The 18,885-nt window shown below is 59.1% G+C and carries 11 protein-coding genes; 3 read left to right on the plus strand and 8 right to left on the minus strand.

The features are described from left to right. The first annotated feature begins 1 nt into the window (after position 1). From KQI65_08865 to egtD, 3 genes are read left to right on the plus strand one after another with little or no spacing between them, the layout of a single operon-like run. Entirely contained in the window at positions 2-1,855 is a 1,854-nt protein-coding gene (locus KQI65_08865; protein MCB2204849.1) for a hypothetical protein, read from the plus strand. Between the two features lie 43 nt (positions 1,856-1,898). Further along, positions 1,899-3,215 (plus strand): ergothioneine biosynthesis protein EgtB, encoded by a 1,317-nt coding sequence (gene egtB / locus KQI65_08870; protein MCB2204850.1) that lies wholly within the window; start codon positions 1,899-1,901, stop codon positions 3,213-3,215. Further along, the gene (gene egtD / locus KQI65_08875) at positions 3,212-4,165 is read left to right on the plus strand and encodes an L-histidine N(alpha)-methyltransferase (protein ID MCB2204851.1); all 954 of its coding nucleotides are present in this window, start codon (positions 3,212-3,214) and stop codon (positions 4,163-4,165) included. Before egtB ends, egtD begins: the two co-directional genes overlap by 4 nt. A gap of 99 nt (positions 4,166-4,264) precedes the next feature. Here egtD and KQI65_08880 read toward each other — a convergent pair whose 3' ends face one another. The 8 genes from KQI65_08880 to sprA all read right to left on the minus strand — a co-directional run bounded on the left by KQI65_08880 (position 4,265) and on the right by sprA (position 18,699). Beyond that, positions 4,265-6,946 carry a RecQ family ATP-dependent DNA helicase gene (locus KQI65_08880; protein ID MCB2204852.1) on the minus strand — a complete coding sequence of 894 codons (2,682 nt, stop codon included), beginning with the start codon at positions 6,944-6,946 and terminating at the stop codon, positions 4,265-4,267. A gap of 116 nt (positions 6,947-7,062) precedes the next feature. Then, positions 7,063-7,500, minus strand: coding sequence for a DUF1232 domain-containing protein (locus tag KQI65_08885; protein MCB2204853.1), 438 nt, complete (start codon positions 7,498-7,500; stop codon positions 7,063-7,065). Positions 7,501-8,008: 508 nt separating this feature from the next. Continuing rightward, on the minus strand, positions 8,009-8,485 hold the full coding sequence (locus KQI65_08890; GenBank protein ID MCB2204854.1) for a hypothetical protein: 477 nt from the start codon (positions 8,483-8,485) through the stop codon (positions 8,009-8,011). Positions 8,486-8,553: 68 nt separating this feature from the next. Beyond that, positions 8,554-9,168 carry a hypothetical protein gene (locus tag KQI65_08895; GenBank protein ID MCB2204855.1) on the minus strand — a complete coding sequence of 205 codons (615 nt, stop codon included), beginning with the start codon at positions 9,166-9,168 and terminating at the stop codon, positions 8,554-8,556. Continuing rightward, positions 9,165-9,899 carry a class I SAM-dependent methyltransferase gene (locus KQI65_08900; GenBank protein ID MCB2204856.1) on the minus strand — a complete coding sequence of 245 codons (735 nt, stop codon included), beginning with the start codon at positions 9,897-9,899 and terminating at the stop codon, positions 9,165-9,167. The genes KQI65_08895 and KQI65_08900 overlap by 4 nt, the downstream gene beginning before the upstream one ends. 20 nt (positions 9,900-9,919) lie before the next feature. After that, positions 9,920-10,516: a recombination mediator RecR gene (gene recR, locus KQI65_08905; GenBank protein MCB2204857.1), complete on the minus strand. Its 597-nt coding sequence runs from the start codon at positions 10,514-10,516 to the stop codon at positions 9,920-9,922. A gap of 57 nt (positions 10,517-10,573) precedes the next feature. Further along, entirely contained in the window at positions 10,574-10,912 is a 339-nt protein-coding gene (locus KQI65_08910; protein MCB2204858.1) for a YbaB/EbfC family nucleoid-associated protein, read from the minus strand. Positions 10,913-11,082: 170 nt separating this feature from the next. Then, complete coding sequence (gene sprA / locus KQI65_08915; protein ID MCB2204859.1) at positions 11,083-18,699, minus strand: cell surface protein SprA; 7,617 nt, start codon at positions 18,697-18,699, stop codon at positions 11,083-11,085. Positions 18,700-18,885: the final 186 nt, after the last annotated feature.

Here is an 18,885-nt window from a genome sequence, read left to right on the forward strand (position 1 = left end):
CATGACATCACCGGCTGTGGATTTGCAGCAGCGGCTTGATCGCCGCATTGCCGCGATGCAGAAGCTGAGTACGCGCTTCGTGCAGGTGCGCGTTGTGCTCTTCCTGTTTTTCCTCGGCGGCTTCGGTCTGCCGCTTGCGCCTCCGCTTGTTGCAGGCTTTCTGACGCTCGTCGCAGTCGTGTTCTTCCTGGTGGCCGCGCGACACCGGCGCACCGACCGCAGCATCGAACGGCATCGGCTGTGGAAGGATATCAAGCGCGCGCAGCAGGCACGGCGTGCATTGCAATGGGAGCACCTTCCCGCTCCCGGAGTGCAGCGCGCCGAAGCGGATCATCCATTCGCGGGGGATATCGGCATTTTCGGTGACGCCTCGCTGCACCGGCTGCTCGATCTCTCCGTCTCCCGGCGCGGCAGCAGTCTGCTCGGAGAGTGGCTGACATGCACGGCTCCGGAACGTGAGGATATTCTCGCGCGGCAGCGGCTGGTGAAGGGCCTCGTTCCTCTTCGTCATTTCCGGGAACACATGCAGCTCGAATACGCAATGGTGTCGGGCGAGCGGCTCGACGGTGAAGCTTTTCTTGCATGGCTGCGCTCGGCCGAATTGCCCCGCACCATACGCTGGGTGCTGCCGCTCACGCTGCTGATCGCCGCGGCGAACCTCGTACTGTTTCTGCTGTGGGGATATGGCGTGACAGGTCCCTGGTTCATGCTCGGACTCTTCGCCTACGGCGCGGTGTATTTCGCCAACGGACGCGTGCGCGAAAGCTTCATGCTCACCGCCACGCAGCTGGATGCCGAACTCGGACGGCTGAAAACCGTGTTCCGCTTCATTGAGGATTATCCCACCGCGGGCAATGAGGCGCTGCAGGAATTGACCACTGCGTTTCATGCAGAGGACAAGCGTCCCTCGCGCCACATCCGCGGCATACTGCGCGATGTGATTGCGGCGGGACTCAGTATGAACCCGGTCATGATGCTGCTGCTCAATATCGCACTGCCGTGGGATTTCATCTTCGCTGCGCGGCTCGAGCGCAAACGGAAAGCCATCGAAAAGCTGCTGCCCGACTGGCTCGAAGCCCTGCAGCAGCTCGAAGCCCTGCAGTCCCTCGCCAACCTCGCCGCGCTGTATCCCGAGTATTCTTTTCCCGCATTGCTCGAGACGCCGGAAATCACCAGCGGTGAAAGCCGCAATCCGGCACCGGTGTATGAAGCCGAGCAGCTGGGACATCCGCTGATTCCCATTGATACGCGCGTGGCCAATGATTTCCGCGTCGACAGCATCGGTACGCTGTTCCTCGTCACCGGTTCAAACATGTCGGGGAAGAGCACCTTCCTGCGCACCGTCGGTATCAACTTCGCACTGGCATGGGCGGGGGGACCCGTCGCAGCGCGGCGTTTTTCTTCACGCCTTTTCCGCCTCTATACCTGCATCGAAATCAGCGATTCGCTGCGCGAAGGCGTGTCGTATTTCTATGCCGAGGTGCGGCGGCTGCGCCGGCTGCTCGAACAGCTGGACAGCGAAGGCGATGCGCATCCGCTGTTTTTCCTCATCGATGAGATTTTCAAGGGCACAAACAATATCGAGCGTCATGTCGGCGGCGAAGCATATCTCAAGGCGCTGGCGGGCAGGCATGGGACCGGCATCGTTTCCACGCACGACATCGAGCTGACCTCGCTCGAAGGCGGGGTTGAGGGACTGGTGAACATGCATTTCAGGGAGCAGGTGCGGGATGAGCGTATGGTGTTCGATTACACATTGCGCGAAGGACCCTGTCCCACAACCAACGCGCTGGTGATCATGCGGCTCGAGGGACTCCCCGTCCCGCCGGCAGCAAATTTGGAATCAAAGGACTGACACACTAACATAGACGCAGACAGCATTCCATTTTGAGGATAACATGACTGCGACATTGCAGCGCGATGCGGGATCGGGCATCGTGGAGTTTCCGCTCGAGGAAACGCTGGCACAGCGTTATCAGACCGTGCGCGCGTTTACCCATCAGCTGTGCGAAACGCTGGAAACCGAAGACTACGTCGTGCAGACCATGCCCGATGTGAGTCCCACCAAATGGCATCTCGCCCACACCTCCTGGTTTTTCGAAGCCTTCCTGCTTGACCGCTACGCGGATAATTATACATCACCACATCCGCAGTATTCCTTCCTGTTCAACAGTTACTACGTGCAGATCGGCGAACGCTTTCACCGTCCGCACAGGGGACTGCTGTCGCGTCCCACCGTGCGCGACATCTACGCCTACCGCGAACACGTTGACGCGGCGGTCATGGAATTAATCGACGGTGCGGATGCCGCGCTGCTGCGGGAAATTGAACCCATCATCACGTTGGGACTCAACCACGAACAGCAGCATCAGGAACTTCTGCTCACCGACATCAAGCATGTGCTTTCGGTCAATCCCCTGCGTCCCGCCTTTCTTCCCGCACCGGACTTTCCACAAGCGGAAACGGTTCCGTTGCGCTGGCTGGAATTCAAGGCGGGATTGCGGGAGATCGGCTATGAAGGCAGTGGCTTTTTCTATGACAATGAGGGTCCGCGGCATCAGCGTTTCATCCACGACTTCGCGCTGGCCTCGCGCGCTGTGACCTGCGGCGAGTACCTCCGGTTCATCGAAGATGACGGCTATCGGCGAGCGGAGCTGTGGCTTTCAGACGGCGCGGCGACCGTGGAGGCGGAAGGCTGGCAGGCACCGCTGTACTGGGAGAAGGTCGACGGCGTATGGCATCATTTCACGCTGCACGGTTTCGGGCCGGTGGATATGGCCCAGCCGGTCGTGCATGTCAGCCTGTACGAAGCGGACGCCTATGCGCGCTGGGCCGGAGCACGTCTGGCGGGGGAGGACGAATGGGAAGTCGCCGCTGCGTCCGACGCTGCCTCGCTTGAAGGACACTTTGCCGACGACGGGGTGTATCATCCACGCGCAACGGAGGGAAAGCAGGGACTGCAGCAAATGTTCGGGGATGTGTGGGAGTGGACGCGGAGTGCGTATGCGCCGTATCCCGGGTACACGCCTCCGCCGGGAGCCGTGGGCGAGTACAACGGGAAGTTCATGTCCAGCCAGGTCGTACTGCGCGGCGGATCCTGTGCCACGACACGAAATCATGTACGCAGCACGTACCGGAATTTTTTCCCCCCACACAGTCGCTGGCAGTTCATAGGGATACGTCTCGCAAAAGATGCAGAAGGAGGAGGACGATGAAAGCAACCAGGACATCGGTGGAACAGGAGCGTCAGCTCCTGCGCGAAGAACTTCTCGAGGGACTCCGGCAGCCGCAGAAAATGCTGCCGAGCAAGTATTTCTACGATGAGATCGGTTCGTCGCTGTTCGAGGAAATCTGTACGCTGAGGGAATACTATCCCACGCGCACGGAAATCAGCATCCTCCGCAACAACATCGATGACATCGCGCGACAGATGGGACGCAGCTGCCTGCTGATCGAATACGGCGCCGGGGCGAGCGTGAAAATTCGCCTGCTGCTCGACCATCTCCGCGGCATCGCGGCGTATGTGCCGATCGATATCTCCGGCGAGCATCTGCTGATGGCGGCTTCGGAATTGCGACGGGAATATCCGTCGCTGCACATTCTTCCTGTGCCTGCGGATTACACGCAGGATTATGAGCTGCCCGACATCGATGTGCCGCACGACAGGCGCGTGGTTTTCTTCCCCGGATCCACCATCGGGAATTTCACTCCTCCCGAGGCCCGCGAATTTCTCGGCCATATTGCCGAAGTGGTGGGGGACGACGGCGGACTGCTGATCGGGGTGGACCTCAAGAAAGATCTGAACGTGCTGGATGCAGCCTATAATGACGCTCGCGGTGTGACGGCGGATTTCAATCTCAACATGCTCGTGCGCCTCAACCGCGAGTTCGATGCGGATTTCGATCTTGACGCATTCCGGCACAGGGCGGTGTACAACGCGGGTGAAGGACGCATTGAAATGCACCTGATCAGCAAACGTGAACAGGTCGCGCATGTGGACGGTGAGCAAGTCATCTTCCACAGCGGGGAAAGCATCTGCACCGAGTACTCCTACAAGTACAGCATCGAGGAATTCGCCGCCCTGGCGAAGCCGTATTTCAATGTCGACCGGGTGTGGACCGATTCCCGCAACCTTTTCAGCGTGCAGTATCTCTCCGTACGCTGAGTCGAGCGCTCAGCTCATCCCTCGTGGACATACGATGCTGCACAATTATTCCGGCCAGTGCAGTAAGCCTCGCCGGTACGATCATCCTTGGGTGCCTGATTATTGCCTGCTGAGCATATGCTCCCTGTCGATCACGGCCAGCATGATGCGGATTTCCGCGAAGCTGACCTCGCTGTCGACGATTCCCTTGATCTTCTTGAGATTACTGTCGCGCAGTTTTCTCACCGCGCCGCGAATCTGATCCTGATGTGCCTGCGGCACGAGTGCATCGAGCTTGAACTGCATGCCACGCCGGATGATATCCGCCAGGTGATTCGACACCGTGCCTTCCGTCAATCCCCGCCGCTGCGCAATGTCGCCGAGTCCGAGTCCGCGCTCCGCCAGCTCCCACGTGCTGCGGAGTCCTGCCGGCAGCTCCGCGAACGCATCGCGACTCTTCTCCATGCTCTCCGACAGCGACTGTTCATGCAGATGATCGCCGATGGCGCCCAGCAGCTCGCGGCCGCATTTCTGGAAGGTCACCGGTCCCATACCCTCAATGGCGAGCGCTTCCTCGCGGCTTCGGGGACGCTGATCAGCCATCAGGCGCAGCACCTTGTCGGGTACCAGCGTGTGCGAGGGAACGTTGGCGGCGGCGGCCAGCCGGCGACGGACGGTCTTCAGCGCCTCGTACAGCACTGGGTCTTTCACACCGGTTTCCGCAGTTTCGCCGGGTGCGGGCAGCGGCATGGGTTTGACATCGTAGCCGAGATGCGCCCTGCCGATTTCGGTGATGTACACCGAGGGACGCAGTGAATCGCTTTTGGCCAGCCAGCCCTGCGCGATCAGCGCATCCATGATTTCCATGACATGCCGTTTGTCCACACTGCGCAGTTTGGCATAGCAGCTGGCTTCATGCAGGCGGAACTGCGCCAGTCGCTGCGTCTGCGCCCCGCGCAGTACGTCCACCAGTGTTGTGCGTCCGAAGCGTCCCCCGGTCTCGGCAGCGCAATGCAGCACGAGCGCATGGTAACGGTCGAAGAGATCCTGCCCGGTTTCCTCTTGCACGTCGATGGCGGTGGAGGTGCAGTTGTCGCATTTCCCGCAGACCCCTTCGATACCTTCCTCGTCGAAGTATTCCAGTATCATGTTGCGCCTGCAGGCCGCGCCGGTGATGTAATGTTCCATCGCCTGCAGCTTCTCGAGCTGATGCCGCATGCGACGCTGAATGCTGCTGTAGTCGATTTCGAGATCCGCGGCCTGCACGCGCTGACCGAGCAGTGCAATGCCGCTGCCGCGTCTTCCCGCCGTGAAATCGATGATGCGCTCGTCGTGCAGACGGCGCAGTGTGGGCATGAGATCTTCGACGTTGTAGCCGCTTTTCTGCGCGAGTTCGTCCATGTACAGCGGGACGGGATCGTAGAAGGCCGCACCGCCCACCACACGCAGCAGATGCACCATGACCGGCTGCAGCTCTGCCGGCGCAGTTTCTATCATCCACAGCCGCATGCGCTCGGGCGGGAGGAGGAATTGCACAGTCGACTCGCTGTACGATTCCTGTATGCGCCGGATGTAGCCCGAACGCTCCAGTACATCGAGTGACCCGCGCACCGCGGCCTCGGAAGTCTGCCCCAGCAATGCCGCGAGGGATGACGGTGTATGGGCGACGAGTCCGTCGAACGACTGTCCGAGCTGATTCCCGGCGAACTGATGCAGCTGCGCGTAGGTCTTCTGTATCAGTGTGCGGTCGGGGAAGGTGTTGCGAATGAAAAACTCGGGCAGCGAACGGTCTTTCGGATGATACAGCAGTGTGCAGACGCTCTCCTTACCGTCGCGTCCCGCACGTCCCGCCTCCTGATAATACTGCTCGAGCGTCGACGGCATGTCGTGATGTACCACGAAGCGCACATCCCTTTTGTCGATGCCCATGCCGAACGCCGTGGTCGCGACGATGACGCGCGTGCGTCCGTCCATGAAGCGATTCTGCACATCCTGCCGCGCGCCCGACTGCATCCCGCCGTGATACGACTCCGCGGCGATGCCATGCTGCCGCAGCATGATGGCGATTTCCTCGACATTGTTGCGCGTGCCCGCATAGACGATGCCGCAGTCGTCATTCGTGCAGAGGCGCAGGATTTCATCGCGCTTGTTCACTCCGCGCATCACCGCGAGCGTGAGATTGGCGCGGTTGAAACCGCGTACGATGACTTCGGGATTCTCCAGCGAGAGCTGATGCTGGATGTCCTGCCGCACATCGGGTGTGGCCGTGGCGGTGAGGGCGACGGTGAGGGGACTCCCGAGTTCGGCCAGCGCATCCTTGAGCTTCATGTAACTGGGACGAAAGTCATGTCCCCATTCGCTGATGCAATGCGCTTCGTCCACCGCGAACATCGCGATACGGATGCCCTTCATGCGCTCTATGAAAGTCTTGCTTTCAAAGCGCTCGGGCGCCACGTACATGAGTTTGTACCAGCCGTTGCGCGCCTTGTCGAGACGGGCGAGCACTTCCTGGTAATCGAGCATGGAATTGATGAAGGTGGCCTTGATGCGCGCGCGCTCCAGCGCGGCGACCTGGTCCTGCATCAATGAAATCAGTGGGGAAATGACAATGGTGAGTCCCTCGAACAGGACGGCCGGAATCTGGTAACAGATCGATTTCCCTCCGCCCGTCGGCATGACGGCGACAGTGTTTTTTCCCTCGAGAATGGTCTTGACGATATGATCCTGTCCGGGACGAAAGTTCTCGTACCCGAAATGATGGCGCAACGCCCTGAGGGCGTCGTCAAACGAAGCGTTCTGCATCATGTTCTCCCTATGCATGATTGATTGCTGTATGCGACGCGCGCTTCAGCACCTTCCCTGCGTAATTCGCAACAGTCGGGTGCTTCCCCGGTTCGGAAACGCGCGGTCACGATCGATCAGTCGAAGGCGATGTGTTCTTCCGGCTCCGGCCGTGGTGCGGGACGCGAAGCGGGCGCTTTGTGCTGCGCCGGTTCGGAAGGCATCTGGTAATACGGCGCCAGTTCGGCAGACATGAACTTGGTCACGGCGAGAATGACACCGAGATCATCGAGATAGCCTGCGAGGGGCGCGAAATCGGGAATGGCATCCAGCGGCGAGATGAAGTACAGCAGGGCGCCGACGACGATGGTCTTTTTCTGCCAGGGCACCGCCGCATCCGAGAAATAGCGGAACAGCGCGATCAAATCCTGTGCGAAGCGCAGCTTGTGTCCCACGCGCTCGAGCTTCTCCTCGAACTGTTCACCAACCTGTTTCGACTGGTGGCGGTACACTTCCTCGTCCTGCTCCCCTGAAATGTCATATCCCTCGAAATAGTCTTTCAGTTCCTTATCCATCGCTGTCCCTCGCTGCTGAATGATTGTCGTCTGGAACCCAAAAAATAGGAGGGCACATGGCAAAGAGCAAGGGAAAAGCCCGGCGGGGTGGAAAAAATCCTTCAGGATAGGGGAGGGCACAAAAAAAACCGTCCCGAAAACAGACACGGGACGGGAATGAATCTATATGAGGCTGTATTTGAAGCTCAGTGCAGCCGCAGTTTTGACAGAAGATTGCTCAGCGGCTTCATGAATGCATAGACGAGAGCGGCCGTTGAGTTTGCCCCGTGACGCGTAAGACTTCGAGGGTGTGCAATGGCGATGGCGCGTGAGCCGCGATTCCTGCTGCGTGCTTCTGTTATCATTTGCTGACCGACCATTGCTGCACTCCTATTACTGCTGAGACTACGAGGCAGTTATACTGTTGCAAATATCGCGCCAAAACCGCATTCCCGAATATGAGTCATATTCGGCGAGTTAAGATTTTTGTAATGTGAAAATGGGGAACGGGTTGTGAAGAATGTTCACGTCAGTAGTTCGATTCGTCTTTCCACTGCGTGATTTTCCAGGGGTCGGTGGAGAGGGTGCGCCGGAGGTCGAGCGACACGCGTCCATCGACGCGCACCACGTCGTTCGGATTGAAGGTGACGGTGAGATTGAAGCCACGCGTGACGCTGCTGCGGAGGGAGTCGCCGGAAAAGCCGACGATGTTGTTCCACACGAGATTGAGGCTGCTGGCGTTCTGGAAGAGATGCCAGGTAATGCGCATTTCCTCATCGCGTCCCCAGCTCTCATCCACCCGTCGCTCGTAGTCGCGATAGGTGAAAACGAAATCGTGCGCCAGCAGTCCCCCGTAAATCGTGGTATCCTTGAACGTGTACGCATAGCGGAAGTTCTGGAAGAGTCCGTCTACCGTCGTCTGATCGGTGATCAGACTGGCATCGCCACCCGTATCCTCATCCAGTGCGGGAGCAAAGGGATTGCACGCCGCAACGACGCCCAGCAGCAGCAGGGTGACGAGCAGCAACGGAGGCGTGAGGTGAAGCACCCGCGCCTGACGTCTCCGCGAAGGTTTCAATTTGCAAAGCGTCCTTTCCATTCGCTCCAGCTCGTTTCGTCATTGAGGGGGAGGTCGGTCCAGCGCGTAATGCTCCAGATGGAATTGCGGTCGGGGTGCATGATGAACTGCAGGCTGCCGCGCGCGGTTTCGGAGACGCTGCTCAGACCGTGACGGAAGTTGAGATCGTACTCGCCTTCGTATACGGCGGAGTCGGCCGCGATGACCGCGAAACTGCCCGTGAGGGAGAGGCTTGATGGCGCATCATCCTCGGCGAAGGCTTTCAAGGCGGCGAACCAGCCGCGTTCGCTCTGGAGGGACCAGTCTGCGAACGTCGTCGCATAGCGTCCCGCAGCGGCGGAAGTGGGAATGAATGTGTAGCGCTGACTGGAATTGAGTGTGTCGACCAGGCAGCGCAGGTAATTCTCGGTGTTCTTTTCCGCGATGGCGTTTTCGAGGTTGGCGAGGACGAGGTCGGGAGAAGTCGCCGGTACGAAGGTGGAACTGCCGCTGCTCGGGGGTTCGGGATCGCGCGTGCTGAACAGGTCACAGGCCGTCGCGGTGAACGCGAGCGTCAGCGACAGCGTAAGGACGCGAATGCGGTGCAGATACGTCGTTGCGGGTTTCATCATTCGGCCCGGGCGAACATCAGACAGCGGGGGGAGGCGTCGTCGAAGGCGCGGCCGTCATAATCACCGGCGACGCTATCGAGCACGAATCCATTTTTCTGGAACATACTGCGAAAATCGTCGAGGGTAAAGAGGCGCACGGATTCTTCGAACTGGTGTTCGCCGTCGTCGGAAGTGATGGTGATGCGTTTTTCGACGCGGTCGTCGTGGATGCGGCGCTCCTGGCGGACGAGTACGCCGTTCATGCGCTGTTCGCTTTGCGGAACAAGATCCGCGCGTACCTGCGCGGCGTTCAGGAAATCGAGAAGGTACATGCCGCCGCTTTTCATGCTGCGCCGCACACCTGCAATAACGGCGGCATTTTCTTCATCACTGCGAAAGTAGCCGAAGGCGGTGAACAGCTGCAGCACGGCGTCGAGGCTGTGCGGCGAAATCGGCAGCCGCCGCATATCGGCCTGCAGTAATTGCATGCTGCCGGCATAGCGCTGTGTTTTGCGCGCGGCGGCTGCGAGCAGGGTTGGGGAGAGGTCTGCGGCAAGGACGCGGGCGCCGCGCCTTGCAAGTTCGAAGGCATGCCTGCCGGTGCCGCAGGCCAGATCCAGGCAATAGCGGTCACGAACCGTGAGCGCGCGCTGTTCAAACAGGTCGATGGCGCGACGCGCTTCGCTGTCATCACGATGGGCATACAGCGCCATGTAATGCTCGTCGGCGAACCATCGCTTGTACCAGGACATGTGTGTTGGCCGGATTAAGTTCAGAGGTCGATGCGTCCTTCAAACGCGCGGGTGATCGTCGCCGCGTCGGTGAATTCGAGATCGCTTCCCATAGGGATACCGCGTGCGATACGCGTTGTGCGTACGCCCAGCGGCTTAAGCAGTTTGGAGAGATACAGTGTCGTGGCTTCGCCCTCGACGTTGGGATTCATCGCGAGAATGATTTCCTCGACTTCACCCGCCGCGCGGTCGAGCAGCTCGCGGACCGAGAGATCATCGGGTCCGATGCCCTCCAGCGGCGAAAGGCGTCCCCCGAGCACGTGATACATCCCGCGGAATTCATTGCCGCGTTCGATGGCGAATACGTCATTGGACTCTTCCACAACGCAGATCAGGCTGCGGTCGCGCTTGTGACTGGTGCAGATTGCGCAGGGATCGTCTTCGGTGATGTTGCAGCACACCGAGCAGGTGCGCACCTGGTCCTTGACCTGCAGCAGCGTCGTGGCCATCTGTTCGATTTCCTGGCGGGGACGCTTGAGCACGTACAGCGCGAGGCGCTGCGCGGTCTTTCGGCCGATGCCCGGGAGACGGGTGAATTCGGCGATGAGTGCATCGAGAGAAGGGGAGGTTGAGAGCATGCCTGGCCTGGGAGAATGAGATCAGGACCCGCGCCGCCGCGGGTCCACATGAATTGATCAGAGTCCGAGATTGCCGAGATCGAGACCGGGGATGTTCGGCAGCAGTCCCGACGTCGCACTGCCCATTTCTTCCTTGGCCATTTTCTGCGACTGGTCGATGGCTTTGTTTACTGCCGAAAGGATCAGGTCTTCGAGCAATTCCACGTCATCGGGCGTGACGACGCTTTTCTCGATGGAAATCTTGCGCACTTCCTGTTTGCCGTTCATGGTGACGCGCACCATGCCGCCGCCGACTTCCGCCGTGGTTTCGAGGTCGCGGAGTTTCTGCTGGGCTTCCGCCATGCGGCTTTGCAGTTCCTGCACGCGCGCCATCATATCCTGCATGTTGAGACTCATGGTATTTCTACTTCCTGCTGATGTGTATGCTTTGCATCCTGAAAACTCGTCATCATGCGACACAGTCGCAAGTACTGTTTTCCCTGCTGTTGATTCCTCCCCGAAAACTGTGGTCACCCGCTGCGGGGGATGTATGCCTGCTGCGAGGGATGTATGCCTGCTGCGGGGGATCAGGATCCCGCGATGGTGATGCGCATTTCCAGTCCGCCTTCATGCGTGGTGCTGCCCGGCACGCGGGAGCCGACCTCGGCATCGGGACTGGTACGCTGGTAGCGATAGAAGATCGAAGCCTGCACGCGCTGACTGATGCTGTAGCGGACGCGTGGTTCGATGCTGGTGCGTGTCATACCTTCGCGCGGCTGTCCATTTGTCAGGTTCTCCGGTGAGTACACCTGCGATGCGGTTTTGCTGAGCGTGAACGACAGCGTGAACTGAATGTCATTTTTCAGCGACAGTCCGAACATCGGCATTTCAAAGCCCGCTTTCTTGAATTCCGCGGTCAGCGAGAATTCATCGGTTTTGTCTTCCACGATGTTGCTCGATCCCGTATTGAGTGCGAAGCTGCCTTTCTTGTCCCAGCGCGTCTGCACGCTCAGGTCACCGCCCCATACCTGGTTGAACGACATGTTGACGCCAAGCAGTGGCTGGAAGCCGTAGCTGATTTTTTCGGTTTCCGTCTGCCGGCGACCGTTGTCCTGATCGTGGCGATAGGCCTGCGAGAAATTCGAGGAGTAGCGGTGCTCGAGGGAAATACGGTCGGCCAGGTTTTCGAGCAGACTCCATTTCTCGAGTCCATCCCAGCGGATGCCGTAGTTGAGACGCGGGAAATAACTGCCCAGCAATTCGCGCAGCCATGGCAGGGCTTCGAAGCCTTCTTCGAAGGCCACGGCCAGTTTTTCGGTATCCGTGCGTTTGTCCGTAAGATCGTTGAGCAGTGCCTGGTAGCGTTCGTTGACCGCATTCATGTTCGTGTTGAAAAGGCTGAACATGAGGAAGTCAGGGAAGGCCATGTACGAGCGCTCGAGCGTTCCCGTGACTTCAGAGCTGGCGATGGTCTGTCGTCCCGCGTCATCAACCTGAATCTGATAATTCTTGTTGAGCGACCAGCGCAGGTCCCAGTTCAGATCGAGGCGTGCACCTTCCCAGAGGGGACGGTTGGTTTTGATCGAGAAGGTGTTGCTCTGGGCATAGTTGTCGGAGTACACACCCTGGGGATTCGGGGCGCGGAGTCCACGCTCGTAATTCTCTATCCCGATGAAGGGGAAGGCGCTCTTGAAAGCGAGGCGGCCTGATGAAGGATTCGGGTCGCTGATCAAGCCGAGCTGATAGAGACGCGAGGGACCCTCGTCGGCGTTCGGGGGATTGCCGAAGGGGACGCTTCCCCAGAATGTGGAGAAGCCGCTTTCGCCGCGCACACCGGCCACCTGGCTGCGGTTTGTCTGATTGAAGGTGATGCCGATGTTGTCGTAATCGAGGAAGGGCACCTTGAGTCCGTAATACGCAATCTCACGGAAAATCGTCGAAAGATCCGATGGCGAACTATCTATCTCTTCCACTCCCTCGGACGCCATTTCCGCGCTCTGATTGCCGGTGAGCAGGTTCATGACTTCGCGGCGGGCGTTCTGTACTTCCTCGTTCAGCTGCACGATGCGTTCGAGATCTTCCTGGCTGGCGGATTTGTTCCGCAGATCGGCAAGTTCCGCTTCCTTCTCCACCATCGGTTCGAGGCGCGCGATCAGTTCTTCGGCCTTTGGTCCGTACTTCTCCTGCAGCACCTGGATAAGCTCGGTCATCGGCTTGTCCTTGTACTCCCGCAGAATGGCCTGCTGATCTTCCTGGGGAATCGGCTGCTCGGGCTTGTCCCAGTTTTTCGCGGAACTGCGGCGTCCCGGTGTTGGCTTCCTTTCCGGCGTGCTTACCGCTCCACCGGCGGACTTCTCAAACAGCGGCTCGAACAGTGTCTTGAGTTTGATATTCATCTGCGCGTTGAGCGTCGCGTTGTATCCCGCGGTGCGTCCCTGTGCCTGCTGCTGCAGGTTCTGTGCCCAGGTGTAGGAGACCTGATAGCTCGAGGTGAGGTCGACATAGCGGTCGAGTCCGAAGAAGCCGGGCACGACGGGACGACTCTGAAGGGCGAATTGCTGCTGATAGTCGGTGGGGAGTCCGAAGAAGAGTCCGCCATTACGCCCGAAGAAAATGTCGTTGAAGATGGCCGAGCTCTGCCGCTGCAGCACGATGGGCAGACTGAACTGGTCGTAGACGCGGTCACCGTTTTCATCGAGCAGGTACTGCGTTTCCAGGCTCGCCAGCGACGTGCGCATGTTCACATTGTAGCTTCCGCTCAGGTTGAGCAGGGATTCTTCCGACAGCGTGAAGGCGAGGTTGGCGTTCCGGTCATGCGTGAACGTTCGCGTGTAGGGAAGCGTGCGCACGGGATTGCGCTCCACTTCTTCGATGCGGGAACGCTCGAGTCCGGCAGCGGCGCCAAAACGCGAGGGCAGGAAATACCATTTCGCATCCTTGTAAAAATCGAGCAGGAAGATGCCGTCGAAAAGATCCTCAAACGGTTTGATATAGGCTTCCCTGCCGAAGTCATAGCCATATCCCACGCGGGCCTGCCACTGCCAGTTGCGGCGCGACTGCAGAATGGTGGAGCGCTCGCGCGTGATGGTGTAATTGTAACTCAGTTCGAGGCGGTTGACAATGTCCTGCACCAGCCAGCTTTCACCCGGCGCCTTGAGTTTCACGGTCGGGATGGCCCAGCTGTCGCGAATGCTCAGCGTCTGTGTCGCGATGCGCGCATTGCGCACGGCCTCATCAATCTCGCGCTGCGAGGCGCCGTCGTCGCGCATGCTCTGCGCCAGCGCATTCACCGAGGCCTCGACCTCGACATCCGGTTCGCCGGGCACGAGCAGCGGCTTGCTCAGATTTTCCGCATGCGAATAGGTGACGCGCATCTGCGTCCCTTTCCAGTCCTCCGGAAACGCCTTGTCGATATTCAGCGTGGTGGTCATGTTCCAGTTCGTTGTCCACGCGCGTGAAGTACTGAAGCGCTCCGATATCCCGTGGAAATAGGGATCGGAATGGCTGACGCTCGCGGAGATGTCGGCGATATCCGCCAGCCGCATATTCATTGACGCGTTGTAGGCATAGCCGTTCTGCGTATTGGGCTGAATCACACGCAGCTCGTTCACCCACACGCTGCCGGTAATATCATTGTCACTGACATTGCGCACACCCACGCTGATGAACTGCACGCCGACGAGATCCGGCGCCGCGCGTCCCGAGCGCTTGACACGGAACACCGTTGTTGGGTCATTCGGGTCGACAGGCACTGTTATCTCGAGATCTGTGGTGTCGAGCAGACTCTTGATCGAGGTCAGGGCGGCAAAATCAATATCCACTTCGTTGTCAGCATCCCAGCCCGGCTTGAGCAGCGTGCGGTACTCGTAGAAATTGGCGGTGTCGATGCCGAAGCGCATGACCAGCTCGGATTCGTTGTTGGCCAGGTTCGGATCACCATGCACGTACATCTTCAGTTTGCGGTAGTTGAAGAGGTCGATGCCGTTGCCGGGGAAGACGCGGTACGCTTCCTTCAGTGTGTCCGGCGGCATGTTCGTGAAATTGAGTGCAAGCGATTGCTCGTTGCCGTAAATCTCCTGGTCGGGACGCGTACGGTCGCGGGGACGAATCACACCGGGCGGCACGTCATACTCACCCGGATTGTCCTCGACGTTGACAACGGACACGGCGAACATCGGATCGTTGCGCAGACGCTCGTACCACTGATTGCCGACGAAGTTGAACTCGGCGATGCGCACGTTGACGGCGGTTTCCGGAGCGGGCGCGGGGGCGTCGGTCAGGAAGACGCGCATGTATTCGACATTGTCGAGCGAGGGCGTGCCGACGGATTCATCAGGCTCAGTCAGCGGGATGCGGAACTGATACCAGCCCTTGCTGCCGCCACCGACGACGTAGTCGTGGCCGCTGGCGAACGTCGTCGTATCGAGATCGATGACATAGCGGAAATAGTCGTTGGCCAGGTCGAGGTTGGCGTTGTTGTTGAGATCCTCGGTGTCGGGCGAAACGCCGGCCGGATCGTCTCCGTCGTAGTTGCCCTGCGTGCCATTGAACGTGCGCCAGGTGCCGGGATCGTAACCGTAGTTGTCGCCGCTTTCCCTGCCGTGCTGTGCAATTTCCTCAGCGTCCGTGAGCATGTCGAGACCGACATCCTCGCCCGGATTCACGATGCCGTTGCGAATGGAATTGGGCAGCACCTCATCCTCTGAATTCATCTCGCCGTTCGGGATGACGTCCTCGGAGATTTTTCCGAGATCAATGACCATTTTACCCGAGGTGGTATTCTCCACCTTCATCCAGAGCTCGATGTAGTTGAAGTTGCCGTCCACGAGATTGGTGGCATTCACAGGCAGCAGGCGCATGATGCCGGCCCAGTTGCTGCGTGCCTGTGAAGGCATGCCGCCGGTGGTTGCATCCGGCTCGACGTAATTGTACATACCGATTTCGGCCGGTCGATAGTCGAGGTCGAGCACGGTGACGCGCTGATCCTCGCGGGCGACGCTCTTTTCGGGCCAGATGTCCTTCACGCTCACGATGCGGTCGGATGATACGGAGATGGGGATGTTGTACCAGGAAAGCTGTGCGCGGTGCTCCTGCATGATCCTCGCTGAATCTGCACCCATGCCGGGCAGACTCACCGGGGGTGACGCAAGTTTCCAGACGGTGTAGGCAGTCTGCAGGGGAATGAAGATGCGCGAGCCTTCGAAGTCGTCCAGATAAGCGATGCCGGCGCCGCCGTCGGACGGAATGCTGCTGGTTTTGTTGCTTCCCTGCGGCATGACCACGGCAGCTTCGCCCTGCAGCATCAGCGAAGATTTTTCTTTCGTGGTAATGAATGGAAGGGTATTGAGTGCGTCGGTGATCACGGGCATGTCGAGCTGCGTTTTCGCGTCGATGCCGAACATGTCATTGCTGATCGGTTCTTCGCCGATGCGCACCTTGTCGCTGAGCGTTTTCTGACTCAGGCTCATGTAGGTGAAACCGGCGTACGAGTCGCGTCCCAGTTCCAGTTCACCGCGCGCGCCCATGAGGGTTTTCGAAGCGAAGGTGAACAGATCCTGCTTCTCGTATTCGATTTCCACCTTGGCGTCGGGCAGCAGTGCTTCTTCCTTCGTGATGCGCACTGAACCGACCTGGTAGTCGACGGTATAATCCACTCCCGGTGTCAGCGGTGACCCGTTGTACAGCACGCGCACCGAACCCTCGACGACGTTGAAGCCGAGATTGAAGGTCGAACTTCCGCCACCGCGGGTTCTACCCGCGATGATGATCTTATCCTGCGAGCTGAGGCGGGCCTGCGTTTTCGTCTGCTCGTACACCGCATCAAAACGGTATTGCTGGATAACGCTGGGATCGGCACCGGGGAAGATGGCCTGGTAATTCGTGAGCATGCCCTCGCCCCAGGGTTCCAGCGTCGGGAATATGATTTCACCGTAGGCCTGGTTGATGGTCAGGGCAGAAAAGTCAATTTTCTGATCGGCGTTATCAGATCCGTCGGCACTCGTCCAATCAAGTCCGAACAGGCGAATGAGATTTGCATCCGTCCCCGGCAGCGACGGTTCGTCGGGCGCGCCGCCGTTGCGGTACACGATTTTGAAATTGGCGATATCCTGCGGTGTCAGGTTACGCGTGTTGAGGGAATACACGCTGCGGAGCTTGTGTTTCCAGGCAGCCTTGAATGAAGGACCGAGGTTTTTCGGCTTCACCAGCTTGAGAATCATCCGCGACTGCAGCAGTTCGCCGTTGTCACCGGTATACGTCTGCAGCCTGTCATCGCCGGCAAAGGTTCCGTAGAAGAGATCGTCTTCCGGACCGTCCTCCCTGTTCTGCACGCGATAGGCGACGGCGACAACCTGGTCGTCCTGCAGGCTCTGCTTCAGGCGCAGGATACCGGTGGTTTTGTCAATCTCATAGTCCTTCGTCTCTTCCAGCCGCTTGAAAAGTCCCGCCTCGATCTTTCCCGATTCCGATATCGGCGCGTTGTTGGGGTCAAGCAGTCCATCCCAGGCTGGAAGGGCATCGCTTGCAGTGTACGAACCAAGCCTGACAGTGTCGATGAAGGCGACGGCCAGGCGCTCGTCGGGATCGGTCACCCCGCCGCTGCTCTGCGGACGCGATATCCACACTTCGATTTTCTTGATGAAGAGATCGGGGCGCACAACGACCGGTGACTTGCTTCCAGGGAAGACGACGCGGTGGTTGTAATAGGCTTCGTATGGGGAAACGTCACCAGACAGGGTTGACGGATCACGGTAACGCAGATCGATGAAGTAATAATTGTCGGAGTACTCGTAGGCGTGGCGTTCGAATTCCTGTTCTTCGGAACCGCCGTTGAGGGACTTGCGTGCGGATTCACCCTTTTTCTGCGAGGCGATGGCGGAGAGGCGGAAGGGTCCGGCCTTGAACTCGGCCTTGATGCCGAAGAGTGCGCCGCTTCCCTGCACGAGTGTGGAGGGCGTCTGCAGTGAGACGTTTCCGGCCTCGACCGACTGCACGATTTCGTCTTCGTAGCCCGTGTACTTGATCTTCAGCTGATTCTCGTAATCGAACGTGCGCTCGGTGCTCCAGTCGGCCTGAATACTCAGCTTGTCGCCCACGAGTCCGTTGACATTGATCTGCACGCGCTGTTTGAAGTTCGGGGAAAACTGCGTGGGCTGCAGGTAGACGGACTGCTGATCACTGTTCTCAATCTTGAAGCCGGCGTTGATATCGATGGTCCCGTTGATGCGCACGCTGATGCGGCTGCGGTCACCGAAAATGCTCATGAGCGGATTCGGCGAAACGGGAATGTCGATTTCCGTGATGTTCTTCAGCAGGTTCTGCAGCGCATCGCCTTTCTCGGTGCTGTACTCCGACGCCTTGCGCGCCGTGCGGCGCTCCCGCTCCCAGTTGTAGCGGCCCTGAATATAGTCCTGCAGCGACATGCGTATCGGCACACGTACATCGTGGCCATTGATCACCTCACGGATGAGGACTTCATCCTTTGTCGAATCGATGGTGATGATGCGGCGGATGCCTCCGGTGGGAGTGGCGTAGAGGGGCGATGTGCGGGAGGGGAAGGGATTTGCCACCGGTGAAGGACGCGGGCGCTGCGGCAGGAATTTCGCGCGGTTCGTGCTGTCCATCGGCGGGATATCCAGGCTGTCCATCTCCGCCGCGAGCGCACTCGCGAACGAACGCAGACGGAGTTCCGTCATGAAGTCATCCATCGCCCCGTCGCTGCCTGCCGCCTCATCCCTGTCGAAGAGCTGCATCAGGTCGAAGGATTTTTCTTCATCCTGCGCCTCTTCCGCGGGCTGCAATGCATCCTCACGCCGCAGGGCATCTTCGCGGCGCACGGTTGCATCCATCCCTCGTGCATATGCAGTTTCTGCATAATCATCCCGCTGCGGATATGCAGTTTCTGCATAATTATCCTGCTGCGAATATGCAGTTTCTGCATATTCGTGTCCCGCCATTTCCGCGCGCAGCGCCCCCGGCAGTGCCAGGTAGCGTGCCATGACGGCATGGGGTACCTGCGAGGGACGACCCGGGCGGTTCATTTCCGTGCCGTAGCCGGCCTGCACCCAGGCATCCCATTCCATCGCCGCTTCAATCGTGATGATGTCGACCGGGTATGCCGGTCCGACACTCGCCCCGAGAAACAGCAGGAAGGAGAAAGCGGATATGGCGAACAGCCGGAGGATGGAGCGTGCCTGAAAGAGCATAGCTTGCCGTCGCCCCGGCTGCGGGGTGGAATTACTCATACGTTTCGGATGGAACTTCAAACGTCTGCCGCCGTGCGAGTTACAGGTTTGTCTTACGCGGTAGAGATCAGTTCGATAGGAACCCTTGGCTTGTGAGACGTTTGTTTCGTGTGCGGGATGAAGCTGTCAGGGATAACATCCTGCAAT

The organism is bacterium (genome assembly GCA_020444325.1).
Lineage (GTDB): Bacteria > Bacteroidota > Ignavibacteria > SZUA-365 > SZUA-365 > BM516.

Coding starts and splice junctions, on each gene's coding strand:
- KQI65_08865 (MCB2204849.1), top strand. CDS start 2: ATGACATCACCGGCTGTGGATTTGCAGCAGCGGCTTGATCGCCGCATT.
- KQI65_08885 (MCB2204853.1), bottom strand. CDS start 7,500: ATGGATAAGGAACTGAAAGACTATTTCGAGGGATATGACATTTCAGGG.
- KQI65_08900 (MCB2204856.1), bottom strand. CDS start 9,899: ATGTCCTGGTACAAGCGATGGTTCGCCGACGAGCATTACATGGCGCTG.
- egtD (MCB2204851.1), top strand. CDS start 3,212: ATGAAAGCAACCAGGACATCGGTGGAACAGGAGCGTCAGCTCCTGCGC.
- recR (MCB2204857.1), bottom strand. CDS start 10,516: ATGCTCTCAACCTCCCCTTCTCTCGATGCACTCATCGCCGAATTCACC.
- KQI65_08880 (MCB2204852.1), bottom strand. CDS start 6,946: ATGCAGAACGCTTCGTTTGACGACGCCCTCAGGGCGTTGCGCCATCAT.
- KQI65_08910 (MCB2204858.1), bottom strand. CDS start 10,912: ATGAGTCTCAACATGCAGGATATGATGGCGCGCGTGCAGGAACTGCAA.
- sprA (MCB2204859.1), bottom strand. CDS start 18,699: ATGCTCTTTCAGGCACGCTCCATCCTCCGGCTGTTCGCCATATCCGCT.
- egtB (MCB2204850.1), top strand. CDS start 1,899: ATGACTGCGACATTGCAGCGCGATGCGGGATCGGGCATCGTGGAGTTT.
- KQI65_08895 (MCB2204855.1), bottom strand. CDS start 9,168: ATGATGAAACCCGCAACGACGTATCTGCACCGCATTCGCGTCCTTACG.